Origin of the sequence: Nonomuraea sp. NPDC048882 (assembly GCF_040649755.1) — a bacterium.
Classification (GTDB): domain Bacteria; phylum Actinomycetota; class Actinomycetes; order Streptosporangiales; family Streptosporangiaceae; genus Nonomuraea; species Nonomuraea maheshkhaliensis.
Genome location: NZ_JBEZGB010000002.1, coordinates 909,831 through 927,247, shown reverse-complemented (window position 1 = coordinate 927,247; position 17,417 = coordinate 909,831). Strand labels below are relative to the sequence as shown.

Here is a 17,417-nt window from a genome sequence, read left to right as displayed (position 1 = left end):
GGCCGGGCCCTGTTTCACCGTGTCCGGTGCCACAACTCGCTCGTAGCGCTGGCCTGCCGTTTCGCATGTCGTCAAGCGGCTCTGCCATGCTCACGGATCAGACCGCGAACGGCGCAGGGGAATCCAAGCAGTTCAAGCCGCATGTGATCCGGTCATTGTCCATGGCCAGCGGAGGGGGCACATGTGCGACACCGCCCGCGCTGGTGAAGCGCCGTTCCGTGCCCCCGCACTTGCTACGCGGCCATGAGCACCTTCTCCACCTCGGCTGCCGCTGCTGGAGCCCCGCCCGCTGCCGCCATTTCGTCCCGCATCCAGCTCAGCCGCTCGCGTACGTGCCGGTCGGTGGCCACCTGTTCCACCGCCTCCCACAGCGCGGAGCCGCTGAGCCCGCTGGCCGGCAGCGCCTGGCCCAAGCCCAGCTCGGCTATGCGGTCGGCGTTGGCCCGCTGCTCGGCCATCTGGGGCGCCGCCACCATCGGCACCCCGAAGTGCAGGCTCTCCATTGTGCTGCCCATCCCGGCGTGGGTGACGAACGCGCGTGCGTGACGCAACACGGCCAGCTGCGGCGCGTTGCCATGCACCTCCACGTTGGGCGGGATCGGGCCGAGCTCGCCTGGGTCCACGCCGCCGACGGCCAGCACGACGTGCCACGGCCGGCCCTCGGCCCCGCGCAGCACCGCACGGTAGAAGTCGGGCCGGTCGTTGTACGCGGTGCCCAGGGAGACCAGCGCCACCGGCAGGTCGCCGCCGGGCGGCTCCCACTGGCCCTGGTAGGCCCGCTCGGTCAGGCCCGGCCCCACGAACGCGTAGCCGTCGCCGAACGTCTCGCCCGCGTACTGGAATGCCCGCGGCAACAGCACCAGCCTGACCGCGGCCCGGTCGCCGCGCATGAACGCCTGCACGTCGCCGAGCCCCTCCTCACGCAGGAGACGGCCGAGCCGCATGGCCATGCGCAGGAAGCCGAAACTCAGGGGATTGAAGGTCGTGTACTGCCGGTGCATCGACCAGTGGTCGTTGCTCACCAGGTTCGGCCAGGTCTCGACGGAGGGGACCTGCCAGCGGGCGGCCAGGATCCGCCCCCACCAGCACAGCGGGCCGTCGTGCACGACCAGGTCGGGTCGCTCGCCACTGCCGAGTTGGGCCAGCGCCGACCTGGTCTCGTCCAGCAGCAGGCCCATCGCCCTGATCAGCTCCTTGCCGTGCATCTGCGGCACCGCGCCCTGGTCGAGCGCGTCCCAGGACGAGGTCCAGGGGACGATCTCGGCGCCGGTCTCCGCCACGCGCTCGGCGTTCGCCTCGGTGGTGGCGTACGTGACGCGGTGGCCGCGCTGGACGAGCTCGGCGGCCAGCCCCAGCGTGGGGTTGACGTGGCCTGCTCCGTTGGGGGCGAAGAACGCTACGGTTGCCATACCGCTGTATTATAATACATCGGTATGGAAAAGGAGGTATATGCCGAAGAGGGTCGATCACGACGAGCGTCGTAGGCACATCGCAGAGGCGGTGCTGCGGATCGCCGGCCGCGACGGGCTCAACGGTGCCAGGCTGCGTGACGTCGCCGTCGAGGCGGGCATGTCGCTCGGCTCCGTGCAGCACTACTTCGCGAGCAAGGACGAGATGCTCCGCTACGTGGTGCACTACCTCGGCGCGCACATCACCGAGCGGATCGTGGCGGGGATGTGCGCGCCCGACGTGGCGTCCGCGTCACCGGTGCGTTCGTTCCTGTTGTCGATGGCCTCGGAGATGCTGCCGCTGGACGACCGTCGCCGGGCCGAGCGCCGCGCGGGGCAGGCGTTCACCGCCCTGGCCGTCGGCGTGCCCGAGCCGACAGAGGACCTGGGGGATGGCGACCGACGGCTGCACGAGCGGGTCGCCGAGCTGATCGACCAGGGACAGCGGGACGGCGAGTTGCGCGCTGGGCTAAACCCCCGACTCGAGTCCGTCGTGCTGCTCGCCATGATCGAAGGGCTCGGCTCCGACCTGCTCCTGAGCGTACGCGACCCCGAGGAGGCCCTCGCCGCCGTCCGCTACCACCTGGACCGGCTGACCCCCGACTGAGTTCCTTACTGCGCTACCAGAATCCGGTGACCTCCGCGCAGGGCACGCCACGCGAGTTCAGCGATGAGGCGGTCGTCGCGACGCGATGAAGGTCCTCTCGAAGGGCAGGGTGAGGACGCCGTGCCTGGCCGGCAGGCGGCAGAATCTCTCGCTCATCACCGACAGTTCGCCAAGCCGGCACCTGCCAGGTCGCGATCGGCCCCCCACGACCGGATCCAAGCCCGCTACGCCTTCTACATGTGAATGGTGTCGGGCTCGGAGAACCGGCGCAAGCCAGGACAGGTGCAGGACCCGGGTCAGGCCGAGCACCGTGGCGAGCCGGTCCAGGGTGCTGGGCCCGGCGGCGGGGCGAGGCGGCCCTGCCGTGCACACTAGGCGAGGCCGTCAAGCCTGGTGAAGGCGTCTTCGACCAGCTCCGGAAGCTGGGCCGGGTCCTCGGCGATCTGCATCGCCGTGTAGAGGCAGGCCAGCGACACCTGCGTGGCCAGCGTCGCGACCGTGCGGGTGGCATCGTGCTCGGTCAGGACGTCGATGATCGCGACGGCCTCCTGCTGCTGTTTCAGTAGGAGGCGCGCCATCAGTTCGGGGTGGCGACGCAGCAGCCTGGCGTGCACGGCGGACCGGACCGGCGCGGTCGTCCACCCAGTCAGACCTTCGCGGGTGGCGGCGCGGATGGCGCCGAGCGCTGTGCTCAGCGAGTCGCCGATCGGCGCGCGCCGTTCGGCCTCCTGCCTCAGCGTGCCGATCAGGGCCGCGATGGTCCGCTCGTCGTCGGCGAACACGACCTCCTGCTTGTCGCCGAAGTAGCGGAAGAACGTCGTGCGCCCGACCTCCGCCCGCTCCGCGATCTCCGTCACCGTGACGTCGTCGAACCCGCGCTCGCCGAACAACTCGTAGGCGGCGGTGATGATCGCGTTGCGAGCCTTTTGCCGCTTGCGCTCTTGGAGTGACTCGGCCGACATGAAAACAGTCTATCCCGATGGAACTCGATACAGTATGGTACTGAGTACTGATCGGTATCGAGTTCAGGAGAAAACCGCTGAAGATCGGCCTGCTGGGCGCGGCCTTTCCCGTACGGCGGTCACCACGGGCGATCCCGTGCTCAAAGAGGTGCAGGACGCCGTCATCACGATGAGTCCGCTCGACGACATCTACCGGGCGGCCAGGCGGCCGCCCGGAGGCAATGGAGGTTGACACATGAAAGAGCGATCACGAGGCGACGGGGTGTCGCGCCGCGGCTTCCTGCTGACCTCGACCGCGGTGGCGGCGAGCGCCGCCACCGCGGCGCATTCCCGGCCGGCCATGGCAGCGCGCGCTGCCGGGAGCGCTTGGGGCGCCGTGGAGGTCTCGCTGGAGGTGAACGGGGCGGCGCACACACTCAAGCTCGACGCGCGCACCACGTTGCTGGACGCGCTGCGCGAGCGGCTTGATCTCACCGGCACCAAGAAGGGCTGCGACCGCGGGCAGTGCGGTGCCTGCACCGTGCACGTCGGCGGCCGCCGGGTTCTGTCGTGCCTGACACTCGCGGCCGGCCTCGTCGGCAAGGTCGTGACCACCGTCGAGGGACTGGCGGACGGGGAGCGACTGCATCCGGTGCAGCAGGCGTTCGTGGAGTGCGATGGGTTGCAGTGCGGGTTCTGCACGCCGGGACAGGTGATGTCCGCCGTCGCCTTGATCGAGGAGGGGCACGCGGGGTCGGAGGACGAGATCCGCGAGTACATGTCCGGAAATATCTGTCGTTGCGGCGCTTATGGGCAGATCGTGCAAGCGGTGCGGATGGCGAGAGAGGGAGAGTGATGCGGCCGTACACATATGCCACCGCGAGCAGCGTGCACGAGGCGCTGGAGCAGGCCCGCGACGGATCCGTGTACCTGGCGGGCGGGACAACGCTGGTGGACCTGATGAAGCTGGAGGTCGTCGCCCCCGCGCACGTCGTGGACATCACGGCCGTGCCACTACGCGGCATCCGGGCCGAGGCCGGGAGCCTGTTCATCGGGGCCATGGAGCGCATGGCCGACGTGGCCGGGCACGAGCTGGTGGCAGGCCCGTACCCGGTGCTGGCCGAGGCCCTGCTGCGGAGTGCCTCGCCGCAGATCAGGAACATGGCCACCATCGGCGGCAATCTCCTGCAGCGCACCCGCTGCGGCTACTTCCGCGACCCGGCCACCCCGTGCAACAAGCGCTCGCCCGGCTCCGGCTGTCCGGCCGTCGAGGGGCACAACCGCGCGCACGCCATCCTCGGCACCAGCGACGCATGCGTCGCGACCCATCCCAGCGACCTGGCCGTCGCGCTCACCGCGCTCGACGCCCGCCTGTCGCTGCGCGGCCCCGCCGGAACGCGCACGCTGCGGCTGGCCGACTTCTATCGCCTGCCCGGCGGCACGCCGCACCTGGAGAACGGGTTACGGCCGCGCGAACTGATCACCGGGGTGACGGTGCCCGCGCTGCCGTGGGCGCGCACGTCCACGTACGTGAAGGTGCGTGATCGGCAGTCGTACGAGTTCGCGCTCGTCTCCGCAGCCGTGGCCGTGCACGTGATGGGCGGCGTGATCCGTGACGCCCGCGTCGCGGCGGGCGGCGTCGGCACTCGGCCGTGGCGGCTGCCCGTCGTCGAACGGGCGTTGAAGGGCAGGCCGATGCGGCTGGAGACGTTCGAGGCCGCGGTGGCCCAAGCGGCCGACGGGGCCCGGCCACTGGCTGGCAATGCCTTCAAGCCGGCGCTGCTGCGCCGCACCATCGTCCGCGCACTCGTCCACCTGGCAGGCTGACCATGGCACAACCCGCGATGAACCGGATCGACGCCCGCGCCAAGGTCACCGGCGCGGCCAAGTACGCCGCCGACCACAGCCTGCCCGGGATGGCCTACGGGCACATGGTGACCAGTACGGTCGGCAAGGGCCGGGTGAGCTCGATGAACCTGGGCGCGGCTCGCGCCGCCGGTGGCGTGATCGAGATCTATACCCCTGACAACCGGCCGGCGTTCCATGGCACGCTGCCGCCGCCCATGAACGTCTTCGCCGAGACCCGCCATCCCCTCGCCGACCGCGAGATCCACTACTACGGCCAGGTCGTGGCGCTGGTCGTGGCCGAGAGCATCGAGCAGGCCCGCGATGCTGCGGAGCTGGTCAAGGTGACGTACGAGGCGCAGGCCCCGAACTCCGACTTCGGCCAGGCCAAGCAGCATCCCGCGGAACCGCCCGTCCTCCCGGGGCTACCACTCGGGAAACTGATCGAAAAGCCCCACCGCGTCGACATACAGGCCGCGCTGGCCGCGAGCGAGGTCAGGGTGGAGGAGACCTATGACGTCCCGCCCCGGCACCACATGATGATGGAGCCGCACGCGGCCGTGGCCGCCTGGCAGGACGGCAAGCTGACGATCTTCAGCGGCACCCAGGGGCCGGCAGCGCACGCGCTGGAACTGGCCACCGTGCTCGGCGTCCAGCCCACCGACGTGCACGTCGTGAGCCCGTATGTGGGTGGCGGCTTCGGCGGCAAGGCGTTCACCTGGGCCCCCACCCTGCTGGCCGCGGCCTCCGCCCGCGCGCTCGGCCGTCCCATCAAGATCGTGACCAGCCGCGAGCAGCTCTTCACCGTGACTGGCCATCGGCCGGCTTCGTCGCAGACGTTCGGCCTCGGCGCGAACAGGGACGGGCGGCTCAACGCCATCAAGCACCACACGATCAGCCAGAGCATCGTGGAGGACCCCGGCTACCGCACCACCCAGAAGTACTACGCCACGCCGAACGCCTACATCAAACTGGAGATCACTCCTGGCATGAACCTGCCCACCGCCACCATCATGCGCGCTCCCGGCGACGAAGCCGGCAGCTTCGCTCTGGAGAGCGCCATGGACGAACTGGCCATGCGCCTCGGCATGGACCCCATCGAGCTGCGCATGAAGAACTACCTGGAAGGCACCCTGGTCGAAGGGACGCCGTTCTCCAGCAAGCATCTCGAAGAGTGCTATCGCGTCGGCGCCGAACGGTTCGGCTGGTCGCGCCGCCGCGCCCGGCCAGGCGCGGTCACCGACGGCGACTGGCTGATCGGCATGGGCATGTCCACCGCCATCCTGGATTCGGGACGGGCCCCCACCACAGTGCGCGTAACCTTCCGCCCGAACGGCACCGCCACCGTGGCCTGCGCCACCTCCGACGCGGGCACCGGAATGTGGACGATCATGGCCATGGTCGCGGCCCGCGCCCTGGAGGTGCCCGCCGACCGGATCAAGCCCACGCTCGGCGACTCCCAACTGCCCGTCGCGGGCGGCAGCGACATGTACGGCGCGGTCGGCTCCGCCGCCACCGCGACCGTAACGCCCGCGATCCTCGTCGCGGCCCAGGAAGCGATCGACGCGCTGGTCGAGCACGCCCGCACGGCCGGCGGCTCACCGTTGCGCGGAATGGGTGACATACGGTACGACAAGGGTCGCCTCCTCGGGGAGGGAACGTCGGCCGAGTTCGGCGAGTTGCTCACCCTGACCAGGACCGCCGAGGTCGGCGCCCAGGGAACCACCTCGGAGCCGGACCGCAGCCACGCCTACGCCTCGTACGCCGCACACTTCTGCGAGGTCAAGGTCAACCGGTGGACTGGGGAGCCGCGCCTGTCCCGCTTCACCACCGTGGTGGACGCGGGCGCCATCCTCAACGCCACGACCGCACGCAACCAGATCACCGGCGGCGTGCTGTTCGGGCTCGCAGCGGCGATGTTCGAAGAGGGCAAGGTCGAAGGCGCCACCGGCCGTATCTCCAACGCCAACCTCGCCGACTACCTGCTCCCCGTCAACGCCGACACCGCAGAGATCGACGTTCACTTCCTCGACTACCCCGACACTGGGCTCAGTCCGACAGGTGCGCGCGGAATCGGCGAACTCGGCACGGTTGGAGCAGCTGCCGCCTTCGCCAACGCCGTCTACAACGCCACCGGCAAACGTGTTCGGAGCCTGCCCATCACAGCCGACAAATTGCTCACCTGACCGGGATCAAGCGGAGGAGAAAGGGAACCTCGACGATGTCGGCTGTGATGAGCCGACGTAGGAGTGCCGATTCGATCGCTTCCGTGTTTGGCCGAGTCCGGCGCTGGCTGCAGCTTGTGGTCCGGACCACACCATTGGCCAGGACGACGGTGGTGGCTTCTGCGAGCGAAGGGCCAGGGTCAGGGGCGCGTGTCCGGGTGGAGGGCTCGGGCGCACAGCGTGAGCGCTTCCGTGAGTGTCGCGCGGTCCGGGTCGTCGATCTCGGCGAGCATGGCGGCTTCGATGCTGTCGAGGGAGCGGTCGCATCGCCGGAGAGTGCTCAAACCTTTCGGGGTAAGGCGGGTGCGCAGAGCGCGGCCGCCGCAGGGATGCGGATCGCGGCGGATCAGGCCGCGTTGTTCGAGACCGCGGATGACCAGGTTCATCGCCTGCGGAGTGACGAAGGCGATGCGGGCCAGATCGGCCGAGGATGGGGCGTCGCGCAGGCGCAGTTCGCTGAGCGCCATGTATCCGGTGGTCGTCATGCTGTGCCGGGCGAGCGCTTCATCCAGGCAGGCGCGGATGCGGCGTTCCAGCCGGAACACCAGGTAGCTCACATGGGGCGGCGGTGCGTCCGGCGCAGCGGCGGCGGGGACACCCGGATCGGTCACCAGGAGACGATATCGCGCCCCGTCAGGACAGGGCTCCCATGTAAGTTTCCCACCTCGTTATCAAGGACCTTGATAGCAAGGTACTTGATAACCAGGGGAAACGGCTTACTGCCAGGTGAACTGGCGGGCATGCGCACCAAGCATGCATTGACGGTGGATCGTCGCCCTTTTATTTTCCAGCGACCGACGTCAATAGGCGGCGGACCGATCCGCGGCGCGCCGCGGACATGGAGAGGAGGAGCGCGAATGAGACGATTGACCACGGTGCTGGCCGGTGCCTGCGCCGCAGCGCTCTTTGCCGTCATGACCGTTGTACTCGGATCGCCGGCCGTCGCCGCCACCCTGGTGGAGGTGACCAGCTTCGGCAACAACCCGGGCAACATGCGGATGCACGTCTATGTGCCGGACTCGCGCCCGGCCTCGCCGGCGATCGTGGTCGCGATGCATGGCTGCGGTGGCTCCGGTCCCGGCTTCTACCAGGGCAGTGAGTTCGCCTCGCTGGCGGATCGATATGGCTTCATCGTCATCTACCCGACCGCCACCCAGTCGGCAGGGTTCGGCAACTGCTTCGACACCTGGTCGGACGCGGCCAAGCAGCGCGGCGGCGGCAGCGATCCGGTCTCGATCACCTCGATGATCGACCATGTCGAGCGGAACTACCAGGGAGACCCGAACCGGGTCTACGCCACTGGAAGCTCGTCCGGCGGCATGATGACCCAGCACATGCTCGCCGTCCACCCGGACGTGTTCAAGGCAGGGGCCTCCTTCATGGGTGTGCCCTTCAACTGCTTCGCCGGCGCCTCCGACTACCCGCCCGGAAGCAGCAGGTGCACCGGCGGAAGCATGGACCGAACACCCCAGCAGTGGGGCGATGCGGTCCGCCAGGCGTACCCGGGATATTCCGGCCCCCGCCCGCGCATGCAGCTGTGGCACGGCACCAGCGACACCCTCGTGCCCTACTCGCTGCTGCGAGAGTCGATCGAGCAGTGGACCAACGTGTTCGGGCTGAGCCAGACCCCGACCGGCACCGACACCCCGCGGGCAGGCTGGAACCGCAGCCGGTACGCCAATCCGTCCGGCACCGTGCAGGTGGAGGCGTACAGCATCCAGGGCGCCGGGCATGCTCTTCCGCAGAGCGGTATGGCCCTCTACGCCATCGAGTTCTTCGGCTTGACCACCAGTCCGACCGACACCACACCGCCGACCATGCCAGGAACGCCGGTCGCGTCCAACGTGACCGCCGCCGGTGCCACGCTGACCTGGACCGCGTCCACCGACCAGGGCGGCTCCGGCTTGGCAGGGTACGACGTCTACCGGGAGCAGGGCGCCACCGACCCGCAGCTCGGCCAGTCCACCACCACCTCGATCACCCTGACCGGGCTGAGTGCCAACACCCAATACCAGGTGTACGTACGGGCGCGTGACGGTGCGGGCAACCTGTCGGGCAACTCAGCGCCGGCCACCTTCACCACGGCCGCCACCGGAGGCGACACCATGCCGCCGACCGCCCCGGCCGGGCTCACCGCCTCGGGCACGACCGCAACCGGCACCAGCCTGACCTGGACGGCCTCCACTGACGACACCGGTGTGACCGGCTATGAGATCCTGCGCGCTCCCGGCGCGATGGGCGGCACGTTCACCCAGGTCGGCACCTCGGACACGACCTCGTTCACCGACACGGGCCTGTCTGCGGACACCACATACCGCTACCAGGTCCGGGCGCGCGATGCCGCCGGCAACGTCTCACCGGTCTCCAGCACCGTCCAGATCACCACTCAGGGAGGTACGACCGGTGCCTGCTCGGCCGCCCCGACCGTGCAGTCCCAGTGGGGGAACGGGTATGTGATCCAGCCGCTGACCATCACCAACACCGGCACCTCGACGATCACCGGCTGGACCGTCACCTTCACCCTGCCCGCCGGGCACACCCTGACCGGCTCGTGGAACGCCACCATCACCACCAGCGGGCAGACCGTCACGGTCAGAAGCGTCAGCCACAACGGCACGCTCGCGCCGGGAGCCGGCACCACCAGCTTCGGCTTCCAAGCGAGCAGGCCCAACGGCGACACCGCCCTGCCGTCCGGCTACACCTGCGCCTGACCGACAGCTTCACGCGGTATGGAGAACGTCATCAACGATGACCGGCTGAGTGAGCTTGCCGAGAGACCGGACGTCCTCACCCGCCGGGACCTCGGCGAGGCCGGAACGCCTGGTGTGAACCCGTCGCCTTCGGCACTCGCAGGCGGCCGTCCCGTTCGCCCCTGGCCGTGACGTTCGTTGTGCATGCCCCGGTCGTTCAACTGGGCGATGTCAGGTCACACTACGTGAATCCGGCATGTCAGGCCAGGAACATCAGCAGGCCATGTGCTTCCAGTGGCGCTCAGCCCTCGGACACGCACGCTGCTACACGTTGGGCCTCGCTTCGACTGTGACAACCCTCTGCAAGGGGTCATAGACGAGGCGGAGGCCCATCTGTTTGTAGAGGTCGTTCCTATCGGCCGGGTCAGCACCCCTGGGGAACTCGGCCATTGTGGGGATCATCTCTTTGATCTCCTTCTCTGTGATCTCACGCTTTCTGTTGATCGCCCGCATGCGACCGTCTGCCTGCACCCGCTCGGCTCGGGTTTCCGCCATTCACTTGCCCACCTCCCGCGGGTCGCCGCCCGCGTCCAAGGTCGCCCGGTAACGGACCATCCGCTGATCGCAGTCGTCGATCGTCTTGCGGGCGGCCTCGATGGCAACGCGGTCGAGTTCGTTGTTCTGGGCGGCCAGGAGAGCCTGGACGGTCTGTTCGAGAGCGGCCGGGTCGAAGATCTGGCCGAGCCAGGGGTCCAGTTCGGCAAGGATGTGATCCTCGCGGACATAGACGGTGCGAGGATGCTCGATCTTGTTGGCCAAGGCATACTCGACGGGGAACTTGCACCGATAGTGGGCGCGGCCGTTGTTCCACGTTCCTTCCATACGCCGCTGGCACACACCGCAGTGCAGCAGGTGCCGTAGAACATACGGGCGCGGTGTGCTGCGCGGCTTACGACGCGTTGCCGGACGGTTCGCAGCTTTCTTCCCCGGCTGGAGCACGCCTTGCAGGCGACGAATCGGAGTTGAAGTCACCGAATATGACCTCTGACCGCGTTGTCGTAGTCGGGGCCGGCGTCTCGGGCCTGACCACCGCCGTCGTCCTGGCCGAAGCCGGCCACAACGTGCACGTCATCACCGCCGAGCTTCCGGGGGTCACGTCGCTGGCCGCGGGCGCGATGTGGGGTCCTTACCTGGTCGAGCCCAGCCTGCAGCCACCATCGTCAACTGCGCAGGACTGTCGGCTCGCTCGCTCGCCGACGATCCTGGTGTGCGTGCCATCCGCGGACAGCAGGTGGTGGTGACCAACCCCGGCCTGACGGAGTTCTTCTCAGAAGACACCGGCATGTCGCCCGATCTGTTGTGCATCTACCCTCACGGCGACATCGTCGTCCTCGGCGGTACCGCCATCGACGGCGACGAATCTCTGGACGTCGATCAGCAGGCCGCCGAAGCGATCCTCGCCCGTTGCCGTGCGGTCGAACCGCGGCTCGCGCAAGTCCGCGTTCTCGACCATCGCGTTGGGCTACGGCCCACGTGTGATTACGTCCGCGTTGATGAGGATCCAGATCGCAAGTTGCTCCACAATTACGGACACGGCGGAGCAGGGGTTACTCTCTCCTGGGGCTGCGCGTATCAGATCCAGAGCATGATCGGCTGATCTTAGCGAGGGTTATCTGGACTGCTTCAACGGGCACGATCTACGCGAATTAATCGTTAAGAAGCCAGTCCGCATCCATGCACCTCGTGTCGACTGCCCAATAGGCGCCCTCCATGACGAGAAGCTGTATAGCGAGGCCGCGCAGTAGAGAGGCTTCCGACGGAGCCGAGTGAGCACCGCACGCGGAACCCATACGAGGTTCTTCAGAGGCGCTAGCTGAAGTCTGTCGGAGAGTGGAGTGCACGGCGGGGCATTTCGGTGAGAGAGCCGACATCTACGGTAGGTCTGCGAGTGTCAACCTTCGCCGCCTTCAAGACCGATCAGGGGCCGCCAGAGGGTGCCCGGCTGGCTGGAGCTGCGGAAGGAGGAGGGGACGCAGTGCACTCAGCGGTGCTGGAGCACGAGGTCGGCGGCGGCCCGGCTGCTCTCCACGGTCCCCTCGTAGAGGGCGGGAGAGAAGCCGGCCGAGCGGCCGAAATGCGGTGCCTCGGCCAGCGTCACGAAGTAGCGCAGCTGACGTAGTTCCATGCCCGCCGCCCCTCCCTGAACCCGGGATCAACGCGATCACAGACATGGCAGCGCGAGGACTGGGCAAGAGGTGGGCGATCTGGTCACTCCCGCCGAGAGGTCTCGCCGCCCTTACCCCGCCCGCGCCTGGCTGGTGATCGCCGGTGGTGATAGGCCTGGCTCAAATCGGTGATTTCCGCTCCGGCGAGCCTGCTGGATGATGCAGATCACTGCATGTACGACACCACTCACGCTGGCACCCTCACAACGTGTTCATGCCGCCTCAAGCCCGCGGCTCTCTTGTCTCGCACTCCGTCGTAGGAGTTTGGAGCCCGGCATGAACGCCCCGGACACCACCGATTCCCCCGCAACCGAGATCACAGCCATGATCGCGCCCACCCCGATCATCGATGCCAGCCGGCTCGTGCGCATCGTCCCGCTCGCCGACCGTCCGGGCCTGCGGATCGCGGGCGAGCTCGACCACGCCACCCTGCCCGCCCTGGCTCGGGCGCTGGCCTCGATGGCGCGTGGCGGCGCCGGCTTCTGCGTCGATCTGAGCGACCTGGCGTTCATCGACACCGGCTGCCTGCGCGCCCTCGTCAGCGCCGCCGCCGCACTCCACGACGGCGGCCGTGACCAGGTACTGACCCTGCGCTCGGTGCCCCCACAGATGCGACGCCTGCTCAAGCTCACCGGCTGGCACCAAACGCCCGGTCTTCACCTCCAGGCATCGGCGCGGCCCGGCTGACCCCACGCCTTGCCCAGCTCACTCATGGGTCCACCGGCGAGGCGGTGCGCGAACGCTCGCTGCGCGCCTTGCGGGGCAGTCCCAGGCCCGGCGCGGGAGATGCGCTTCTCCGCGAAATCCAGCGGCAGGAGCCCATCGACACCGGCCCTCCGGCCCAGATGCCTGGGCGGCGAAAGCAGTCTGCTGGAGATGCGGGAAACCCCTACGAACAGCACGAAAGGAACTGATCATGGCCACCACCAAAGGGCAGCAGCCCGCCCCCGTCATGAACGCCCCGCACGCAGGGACGGCGCACCGGCCCGCCGACTACGTCTGGGCCGCCGCACGGATCAGCATCGGCTGGATCTTCCTGTGGGCCTTCCTCGACAAGACCTTCGGCTGGGGACTGGCCACACCGGCCGGCAAAGCCTGGATCTCCGGCGGGAGCCCGACCACCGGCTTCCTCAAGGGGACCGGCGAGAACGCGCTCGGCGCCTTCTTCTCCAGTCTGGCCGGACAGCCCTGGATCGACTGGCTGTTCATGCTCGGCCTGCTCGGCATCGGAGTCGCTCTGCTCCTGGGCGCGGGCCTGCGGATCGCCGCGGCCACCGGCGCCGTGCTGCTGGTCTTCATGTGGGCCGCCGAACTGCCGCTGGCCAACAACCCGTTCATGGACGAACACCTCATCTACGCCCTCGTCCTGGTCGGCCTGGCCCTGGCAGATGCCGGCGACACCCTCGGCATCGGGAGAATGTGGGGCCGTACCGCACTGGTGCGCTCCTACCCAGTGCTGAAGTAGCCGCCGACGGCGATGCCCACCCTCGCGGGTGGGTGTCGCCGCGACGCGCACAGATCAAACGGATCAGGAGCGTCTCCACGGTGTCCCCGGACGGCACCAAGTGGTTCGCCGGCCCCCGAACAGTTCGGCGTCACCGGCGCCGCCCCCGGCACGCTGTCCCGACCTGTACGGCGTCATCACCGGTGGTGGCCGGGTTCTGCTCGCGGTTGCGGATCCGAAGCTGGTGGGTGCGGCCTGCCCGGTGCGGGATATCGCGGAGCTGACCCACGGGCAGGTGATTGAGGTTGTATGCGGCCATCTAAAACTCCAGGTCGGCGGACAGGACATGTCCGGCTGGTGAGACCCGGCCATCGGGGCCTTCAGAGCCCGCCCGACATGGCGATCACGGCTGATGACGGGGTTGAAGGGGATCAGTCGGCGCACCTTGTGCCGGCTACCGCCCCGCGAGCCGACGGACCCTGTCAGCCCGCGTTCCTCGTGGCGCTGACCCTGCGTACGCTCATCGATTCCAGTGATAACCGGCCACGTCATTGCTCGTTTCGCCGTCATGGCGCCAGGGAGGAAGCTGGGAGTCCAAGCCGCTTGAGCGCGGTGAATATCCTCCTGCACAGAGGTCAGGCCGACGGGCAGACGGATCGTTGTCCAGCCCTGGGCGATGGTCGAGCAGGTGGTGAAGGGAATCACGATGAGTCTCGGCAGGAAGATCAGGGACAAGGCGCAGGCCGTCAAAGGCTGGGTCAGGCAGCGTTTGGGCCGCGCCACCGGTAACCAGCGCCAGCAGGCCGCGGGCAGAAACGATCGGGTCATAGGCAATCTGAGGCAGGCGGGCGGGAAGGTTAAGGACGCCTTCAAACGCTGATTTTCCTCGGCGAATGATCACAGACGCCGGAGCTCAACCAGTTCGTCATCGCTCTGTGCCGCTCGGCCGGGTTCGCTCCCCCATCTACGGGGGCACCGTCGAGAGCCCCTCGGGACGCCGACCTCCTCCTGCGTCGCTGTGTGTACTGCGTACTCTCCTCTTGAAGATCCGCAGTGGACCAGTCGGGATCAGCGATGCGCCGTCGGCCCACGTCCCAACTTCTGCCTTCGCACCGTCCTATCCGGCCCGCACGAAGGCATGACATCTGCAGGAGGCAGGCATGTCCATCATGACCATGGTCTGTGTGGTCGTCGCAGTGGCAGTGGTCCTGGGGCTGGCCACCGGCTACGCCCTGCTGCGCCAGAGGCGGCAGGGCCTTCGCCGGCGCTTCGGCTCCGAATACGAACACACCCTGAACGAACCGGACAGTCGCGGAGAGGCCGAGCGGGAGCTACGCGCCCAGGAGAAGCGCTTCGCCACGCTCGACGTCACCCCGCTCACACCCGCCTCCCGGCAGGCCTACGCCGGTCAATGGACCAAGCTCCAGGAGCGGTTCGTGGACGCCCCCGGTCCCGCCGTCACCGAGGCCGACGAACTGATGACAGCCGCCATGGCCGAGCGCGGATATCCCACCGAAGGCTTCAAGCAGCAGCTGGCGAATCCGTCGGCGGTGCACAGCCGTACCCTGCGGCACTACCGCCAGGCTCACGACATCAGCAGGCGCGTCGCTCCGGGCGAAGCCTCCCCCGAGGACCTCCGGCAGGCCATGGTGCACTACCGCATCCTGTTTGAGGAACTCCTCGACGACGATGGCGAGCACCACCCTCAACCGGCCGAGGTTCCCCACGAGCGACCGGCACTTGCCGACGACTCCCTGCAGAGGTGACTCGACATGGACATTCGCAACGACCCCGAACGTAGCGATGAGCGACTCGACGAATTCGCGGGCACGCCCGCCGCTCGGGCCCGTACCCTCTGACACACACACGTCGGCGCCGACGCCCGCGCGACGCGGTGCAACGCGCCGACTCCCTCCTTGGCGAAGTGATGGCCTCGGTTCAGCATCGGCGGTGGCCCCTACCATTGAACGGCCCCTATTCGGGCTGCCGCCGTGACGGCCCGGTTACGGAGATGTCCGGCGAGCCGCAGCAGTGGCCCGATCAGCAGATAGGCGCCCACTGCGAGGCCGTAGGCGAGGTAGATCCACTGGCCCGTGGTCAGGAGCTTGGCGCCCGCCACGAACGGATACCACAGCGCGCTGAACTCCGGCGTGTAGAAGCAGATCGGAGCCTCATACTGGCCGGCTCCATCAGGCCAGCACACTTGGGGAACGTCGACATCTCCGAATACCGCGCCGTTGAGCCCAGCCCAGATCGACAGCCCGAGCGCCAAGACTGTGACGAGGTCGGCCACGACCGACCCACCCGGCCGGTAACACCGTACGGCCAGAGCGAACGCCGCAGGCACCGCCGCGAACAGCAGATATCGCGGCCCCCAGAACGATGAACCGCTCCATGACCAGTACATCGCATACAGCAACAGCAGACCGAGCACAAATGCCAGCCACAGATCGTAGAGCTGCCGTCCGGCGGGTAGATGGCTCAGCCGCTGCCGTACGGGCAGGAACAACCCGGGAGCGAAGAACAGCAGGCCTTTGCCGAAGGAGAAGACCAGCGACAGCAACCCGAAGAAGATCGGATAGCTGAAGCCCGGCAGACCCGAGTACGGCATGATCGTGCGGTTCCCGCGGTCCTCTGCCTCATAGCCGGTCGTGAACGGACTGCCGCGGCGCAACCACGCCTCTATCATCACCAGCCCGACCGCCGCACACACCGCCAGCAGCCAGCGCAGTCGCCGGACGTCCCAGACCCATCTAACGGTCATCAACGCCATCGCGGGCAGGGCAGCGGGCGTGCTGGCGACCCCGATGACGACCGTGAGCCATCCGGGCAAAGCCCTGCCTACGACCAGTGCGACCGTCCCGGTCAGAACGAGCATCGCGGTGAACAGCTCACCGTTGTACCCCAACTGATGGTGGGCGAACATCGACGCGAAGACCAGCAACAGGATGAACCGCCGCAGGAGCGGCCGGGGCAGCTGGTTCCGCAGAGCGAACCAGACGAACGCCACTCCCCCCATGAGCAGGAGAGGGTTGTAGCGCAGCGTCCACCACGCCGGCGAGCCGAACAGGTTCCCGATCAGCCAGAGCGGTGCGGAGAGCAGCGGCCCGACCATCGAGTACTTCCCGTCCGGTACGGTCCCCTGCGTGAGCAGGGCCGTCAGTTGGAAGTAGCGGACCGAGCCGTCACCCCAGTCCAGCCGGGGCAGCAGGAAGAGCATCCCGGCGAACCCTGCGATGATCAGGCCTGTCTCGACCCGTGCGGCCACGCGATGGTCGTCCTCAGAAGGCACGTGGACCTTAGGGCGCTCTAGGACTCTGATGCTCACATTCCAAGACCATGACGGATTGCCGCCCAAGAGAATGCCAAAGACACGGTCTTGCATCCTCACGAGCAACCGGTCTTACCCGATGCGCGGGTGACGGTCGGCGTAGGCGCGGTTTCGGGCACCAGGCCAGATGACGAGGCGGCCGACCTCTGATTCAAGATCTGAAGGTCGGCCGCCTCATGAGTCGCCAGATGGTCAGCGGGACGGAATCGTCAGCCGGTCACCCGCAGGTTCTTCCTGACCAGTTTAGGAGCCGGGGCCAGGGCAAGCCTCTGAGCGCCGGCCGAACGGTATTTGACGTCCTCGAAGCAGGGCTTCTCGTTGCAGGGCTCATGGATGACGGCCTCCCTGTCGCAGCCCTCACGGTACCCATGGTGGATCGAGGTCTCGGAGTAGCACATGCCCTTGCCGCAGGTCTCGCGGTACCCATGGTGGATGGAGGTCTCGGAGTAGCACATGTCCTTGCCGCAGGCCTCACCGTGCCCGTGGTCGACAGAGGACTCCGGGTAGCATGGCGCCTTCTGGCAGGGCTCGTGGTGTCCGTGATCATAGAAGCATGGCTTCATCGGCTTGATCGGCTTCGGCTTCTTGGTGACCGTCGGAGTGACCGTCGGAGTGACCGTCGGAGTGACCGTCGGAGTGACCGTCGGAGTGACCGTCGGAG

19 protein-coding genes are annotated in these 17,417 nt (G+C 67.9%); 11 read left to right on the top strand and 8 right to left on the bottom strand.

Annotated features, from left to right (window positions below; all coding sequences use genetic code 11):
- Positions 1–233 precede the first annotated feature (233 nt).
- The gene (locus tag AB0C27_RS09735; RefSeq protein ID WP_357840406.1) at positions 234–1,409 is read right to left on the bottom strand and encodes a macrolide family glycosyltransferase; all 1,176 of its coding nucleotides are present in this window, start codon (positions 1,407–1,409) and stop codon (positions 234–236) included.
- Positions 1,410–1,449: 40 nt separating this feature from the next.
- Between AB0C27_RS09735 and AB0C27_RS09730 the strand changes: the two genes are divergently transcribed.
- The gene (locus AB0C27_RS09730) at positions 1,450–2,055 is read left to right on the top strand and encodes a TetR/AcrR family transcriptional regulator (protein ID WP_357840403.1); all 606 of its coding nucleotides are present in this window, start codon (positions 1,450–1,452) and stop codon (positions 2,053–2,055) included.
- Between the two features lie 371 nt (positions 2,056–2,426).
- Here AB0C27_RS09730 and AB0C27_RS09725 read toward each other — a convergent pair whose 3' ends face one another.
- A complete protein-coding gene (locus AB0C27_RS09725; protein ID WP_357840400.1) occupies positions 2,427–3,017 on the bottom strand; it encodes a TetR family transcriptional regulator in 591 nt (196 codons plus the stop codon).
- A gap of 340 nt (positions 3,018–3,357) precedes the next feature.
- On the opposite strand from AB0C27_RS09725, the gene AB0C27_RS09720 reads away from it, so the two are divergent.
- From AB0C27_RS09720 to AB0C27_RS09710, 3 genes are read left to right on the top strand one after another with little or no spacing between them, the layout of a single operon-like run.
- Positions 3,358–3,852, top strand: coding sequence for a (2Fe-2S)-binding protein (locus tag AB0C27_RS09720; protein WP_357840705.1), 495 nt, complete (start codon positions 3,358–3,360; stop codon positions 3,850–3,852).
- Positions 3,852–4,823 (top strand): xanthine dehydrogenase family protein subunit M, encoded by a 972-nt coding sequence (locus AB0C27_RS09715; RefSeq protein WP_357840397.1) that lies wholly within the window; start codon positions 3,852–3,854, stop codon positions 4,821–4,823. The genes AB0C27_RS09720 and AB0C27_RS09715 overlap by 1 nt, the downstream gene beginning before the upstream one ends.
- Positions 4,824–4,825: 2 nt before the next feature.
- Positions 4,826–7,027, top strand: coding sequence for a xanthine dehydrogenase family protein molybdopterin-binding subunit (locus AB0C27_RS09710; RefSeq protein ID WP_357840394.1), 2,202 nt, complete (start codon positions 4,826–4,828; stop codon positions 7,025–7,027).
- A gap of 179 nt (positions 7,028–7,206) precedes the next feature.
- Here the strand turns inward: AB0C27_RS09710 and AB0C27_RS09705 are convergent, their stop codons facing one another.
- Positions 7,207–7,677, bottom strand: coding sequence for a MarR family transcriptional regulator (locus AB0C27_RS09705; protein ID WP_357840391.1), 471 nt, complete (start codon positions 7,675–7,677; stop codon positions 7,207–7,209).
- Positions 7,678–7,923: 246 nt separating this feature from the next.
- Here AB0C27_RS09705 and AB0C27_RS09700 point away from each other — a divergent pair, with 246 nt between their 5' ends.
- Positions 7,924–9,777 (top strand): PHB depolymerase family esterase, encoded by a 1,854-nt coding sequence (locus tag AB0C27_RS09700; RefSeq protein ID WP_357840389.1) that lies wholly within the window; start codon positions 7,924–7,926, stop codon positions 9,775–9,777.
- A 303-nt stretch (positions 9,778–10,080) separates the two neighbouring features.
- Here AB0C27_RS09700 and AB0C27_RS09695 read toward each other — a convergent pair whose 3' ends face one another.
- The gene (locus tag AB0C27_RS09695; RefSeq protein ID WP_357840386.1) at positions 10,081–10,269 is read right to left on the bottom strand and encodes a hypothetical protein; all 189 of its coding nucleotides are present in this window, start codon (positions 10,267–10,269) and stop codon (positions 10,081–10,083) included.
- Between the two features lie 42 nt (positions 10,270–10,311).
- Positions 10,312–10,755 carry a zinc ribbon domain-containing protein gene (locus tag AB0C27_RS09690; RefSeq protein ID WP_357840703.1) on the bottom strand — a complete coding sequence of 148 codons (444 nt, stop codon included), beginning with the start codon at positions 10,753–10,755 and terminating at the stop codon, positions 10,312–10,314.
- A 38-nt stretch (positions 10,756–10,793) separates the two neighbouring features.
- On the opposite strand from AB0C27_RS09690, the gene AB0C27_RS09685 reads away from it, so the two are divergent.
- Positions 10,794–11,057: an FAD-dependent oxidoreductase gene (locus tag AB0C27_RS09685; protein WP_357840383.1), complete on the top strand. Its 264-nt coding sequence runs from the start codon at positions 10,794–10,796 to the stop codon at positions 11,055–11,057.
- Positions 10,973–11,413 carry an FAD-dependent oxidoreductase gene (locus tag AB0C27_RS09680; RefSeq protein ID WP_357840701.1) on the top strand — a complete coding sequence of 147 codons (441 nt, stop codon included), beginning with the start codon at positions 10,973–10,975 and terminating at the stop codon, positions 11,411–11,413. Before AB0C27_RS09685 ends, AB0C27_RS09680 begins: the two co-directional genes overlap by 85 nt.
- Positions 11,414–11,797: 384 nt before the next feature.
- On the opposite strand, the gene AB0C27_RS09675 is transcribed toward AB0C27_RS09680, so the two are convergent.
- Complete coding sequence (locus AB0C27_RS09675; RefSeq protein ID WP_357840380.1) at positions 11,798–11,941, bottom strand: hypothetical protein; 144 nt, start codon at positions 11,939–11,941, stop codon at positions 11,798–11,800.
- 316 nt (positions 11,942–12,257) lie between these two features.
- Between AB0C27_RS09675 and AB0C27_RS09670 the strand changes: the two genes are divergently transcribed.
- From AB0C27_RS09670 to AB0C27_RS09655, 4 genes are all read left to right on the top strand, one after another.
- Positions 12,258–12,668, top strand: a complete 411-nt coding sequence (locus AB0C27_RS09670) for an STAS domain-containing protein (protein WP_357840377.1) — start codon at positions 12,258–12,260, stop codon at positions 12,666–12,668.
- Between the two features lie 265 nt (positions 12,669–12,933).
- On the top strand, positions 12,934–13,446 hold the full coding sequence (locus tag AB0C27_RS09665) for a hypothetical protein (RefSeq protein WP_357840698.1): 513 nt from the start codon (positions 12,934–12,936) through the stop codon (positions 13,444–13,446).
- Positions 13,447–14,101: 655 nt separating this feature from the next.
- On the top strand, positions 14,102–14,305 hold the full coding sequence (locus tag AB0C27_RS09660; protein WP_357840374.1) for a CsbD family protein: 204 nt from the start codon (positions 14,102–14,104) through the stop codon (positions 14,303–14,305).
- A 280-nt stretch (positions 14,306–14,585) separates the two neighbouring features.
- Positions 14,586–15,191, top strand: coding sequence for a hypothetical protein (locus AB0C27_RS09655; RefSeq protein ID WP_357840371.1), 606 nt, complete (start codon positions 14,586–14,588; stop codon positions 15,189–15,191).
- 191 nt (positions 15,192–15,382) lie between these two features.
- Here AB0C27_RS09655 and AB0C27_RS09650 read toward each other — a convergent pair whose 3' ends face one another.
- Positions 15,383–16,693, bottom strand: coding sequence for a hypothetical protein (locus AB0C27_RS09650; RefSeq protein ID WP_357840368.1), 1,311 nt, complete (start codon positions 16,691–16,693; stop codon positions 15,383–15,385).
- A 272-nt stretch (positions 16,694–16,965) separates the two neighbouring features.
- The coding region (locus tag AB0C27_RS09645) for a hypothetical protein (RefSeq protein ID WP_357840365.1) at positions 16,966–17,417 on the bottom strand (452 nt) is incomplete at its 5' end.

Bases quoted from the DNA above. Each gene is read 5' to 3' on its own strand.
- AB0C27_RS09710 (WP_357840394.1), top strand. From the start codon at position 4,826: ATGGCACAACCCGCGATGAACCGGATCGACGCCCGCGCCAAGGTCACC.
- AB0C27_RS09725 (WP_357840400.1), bottom strand. From the start codon at position 3,017: ATGTCGGCCGAGTCACTCCAAGAGCGCAAGCGGCAAAAGGCTCGCAAC.
- AB0C27_RS09715 (WP_357840397.1), top strand. From the start codon at position 3,852: ATGCGGCCGTACACATATGCCACCGCGAGCAGCGTGCACGAGGCGCTG.
- AB0C27_RS09700 (WP_357840389.1), top strand. From the start codon at position 7,924: ATGAGACGATTGACCACGGTGCTGGCCGGTGCCTGCGCCGCAGCGCTC.
- AB0C27_RS09665 (WP_357840698.1), top strand. From the start codon at position 12,934: ATGAACGCCCCGCACGCAGGGACGGCGCACCGGCCCGCCGACTACGTC.
- AB0C27_RS09685 (WP_357840383.1), top strand. From the start codon at position 10,794: ATGACCTCTGACCGCGTTGTCGTAGTCGGGGCCGGCGTCTCGGGCCTG.
- AB0C27_RS09735 (WP_357840406.1), bottom strand. From the start codon at position 1,409: ATGGCAACCGTAGCGTTCTTCGCCCCCAACGGAGCAGGCCACGTCAAC.
- AB0C27_RS09675 (WP_357840380.1), bottom strand. From the start codon at position 11,941: ATGGAACTACGTCAGCTGCGCTACTTCGTGACGCTGGCCGAGGCACCG.
- AB0C27_RS09660 (WP_357840374.1), top strand. From the start codon at position 14,102: ATGGTCGAGCAGGTGGTGAAGGGAATCACGATGAGTCTCGGCAGGAAG.
- AB0C27_RS09730 (WP_357840403.1), top strand. From the start codon at position 1,450: ATGCCGAAGAGGGTCGATCACGACGAGCGTCGTAGGCACATCGCAGAG.
- AB0C27_RS09695 (WP_357840386.1), bottom strand. From the start codon at position 10,269: ATGCGGGCGATCAACAGAAAGCGTGAGATCACAGAGAAGGAGATCAAA.
- AB0C27_RS09670 (WP_357840377.1), top strand. From the start codon at position 12,258: ATGAACGCCCCGGACACCACCGATTCCCCCGCAACCGAGATCACAGCC.
- AB0C27_RS09720 (WP_357840705.1), top strand. From the start codon at position 3,358: ATGGCAGCGCGCGCTGCCGGGAGCGCTTGGGGCGCCGTGGAGGTCTCG.
- AB0C27_RS09655 (WP_357840371.1), top strand. From the start codon at position 14,586: ATGTCCATCATGACCATGGTCTGTGTGGTCGTCGCAGTGGCAGTGGTC.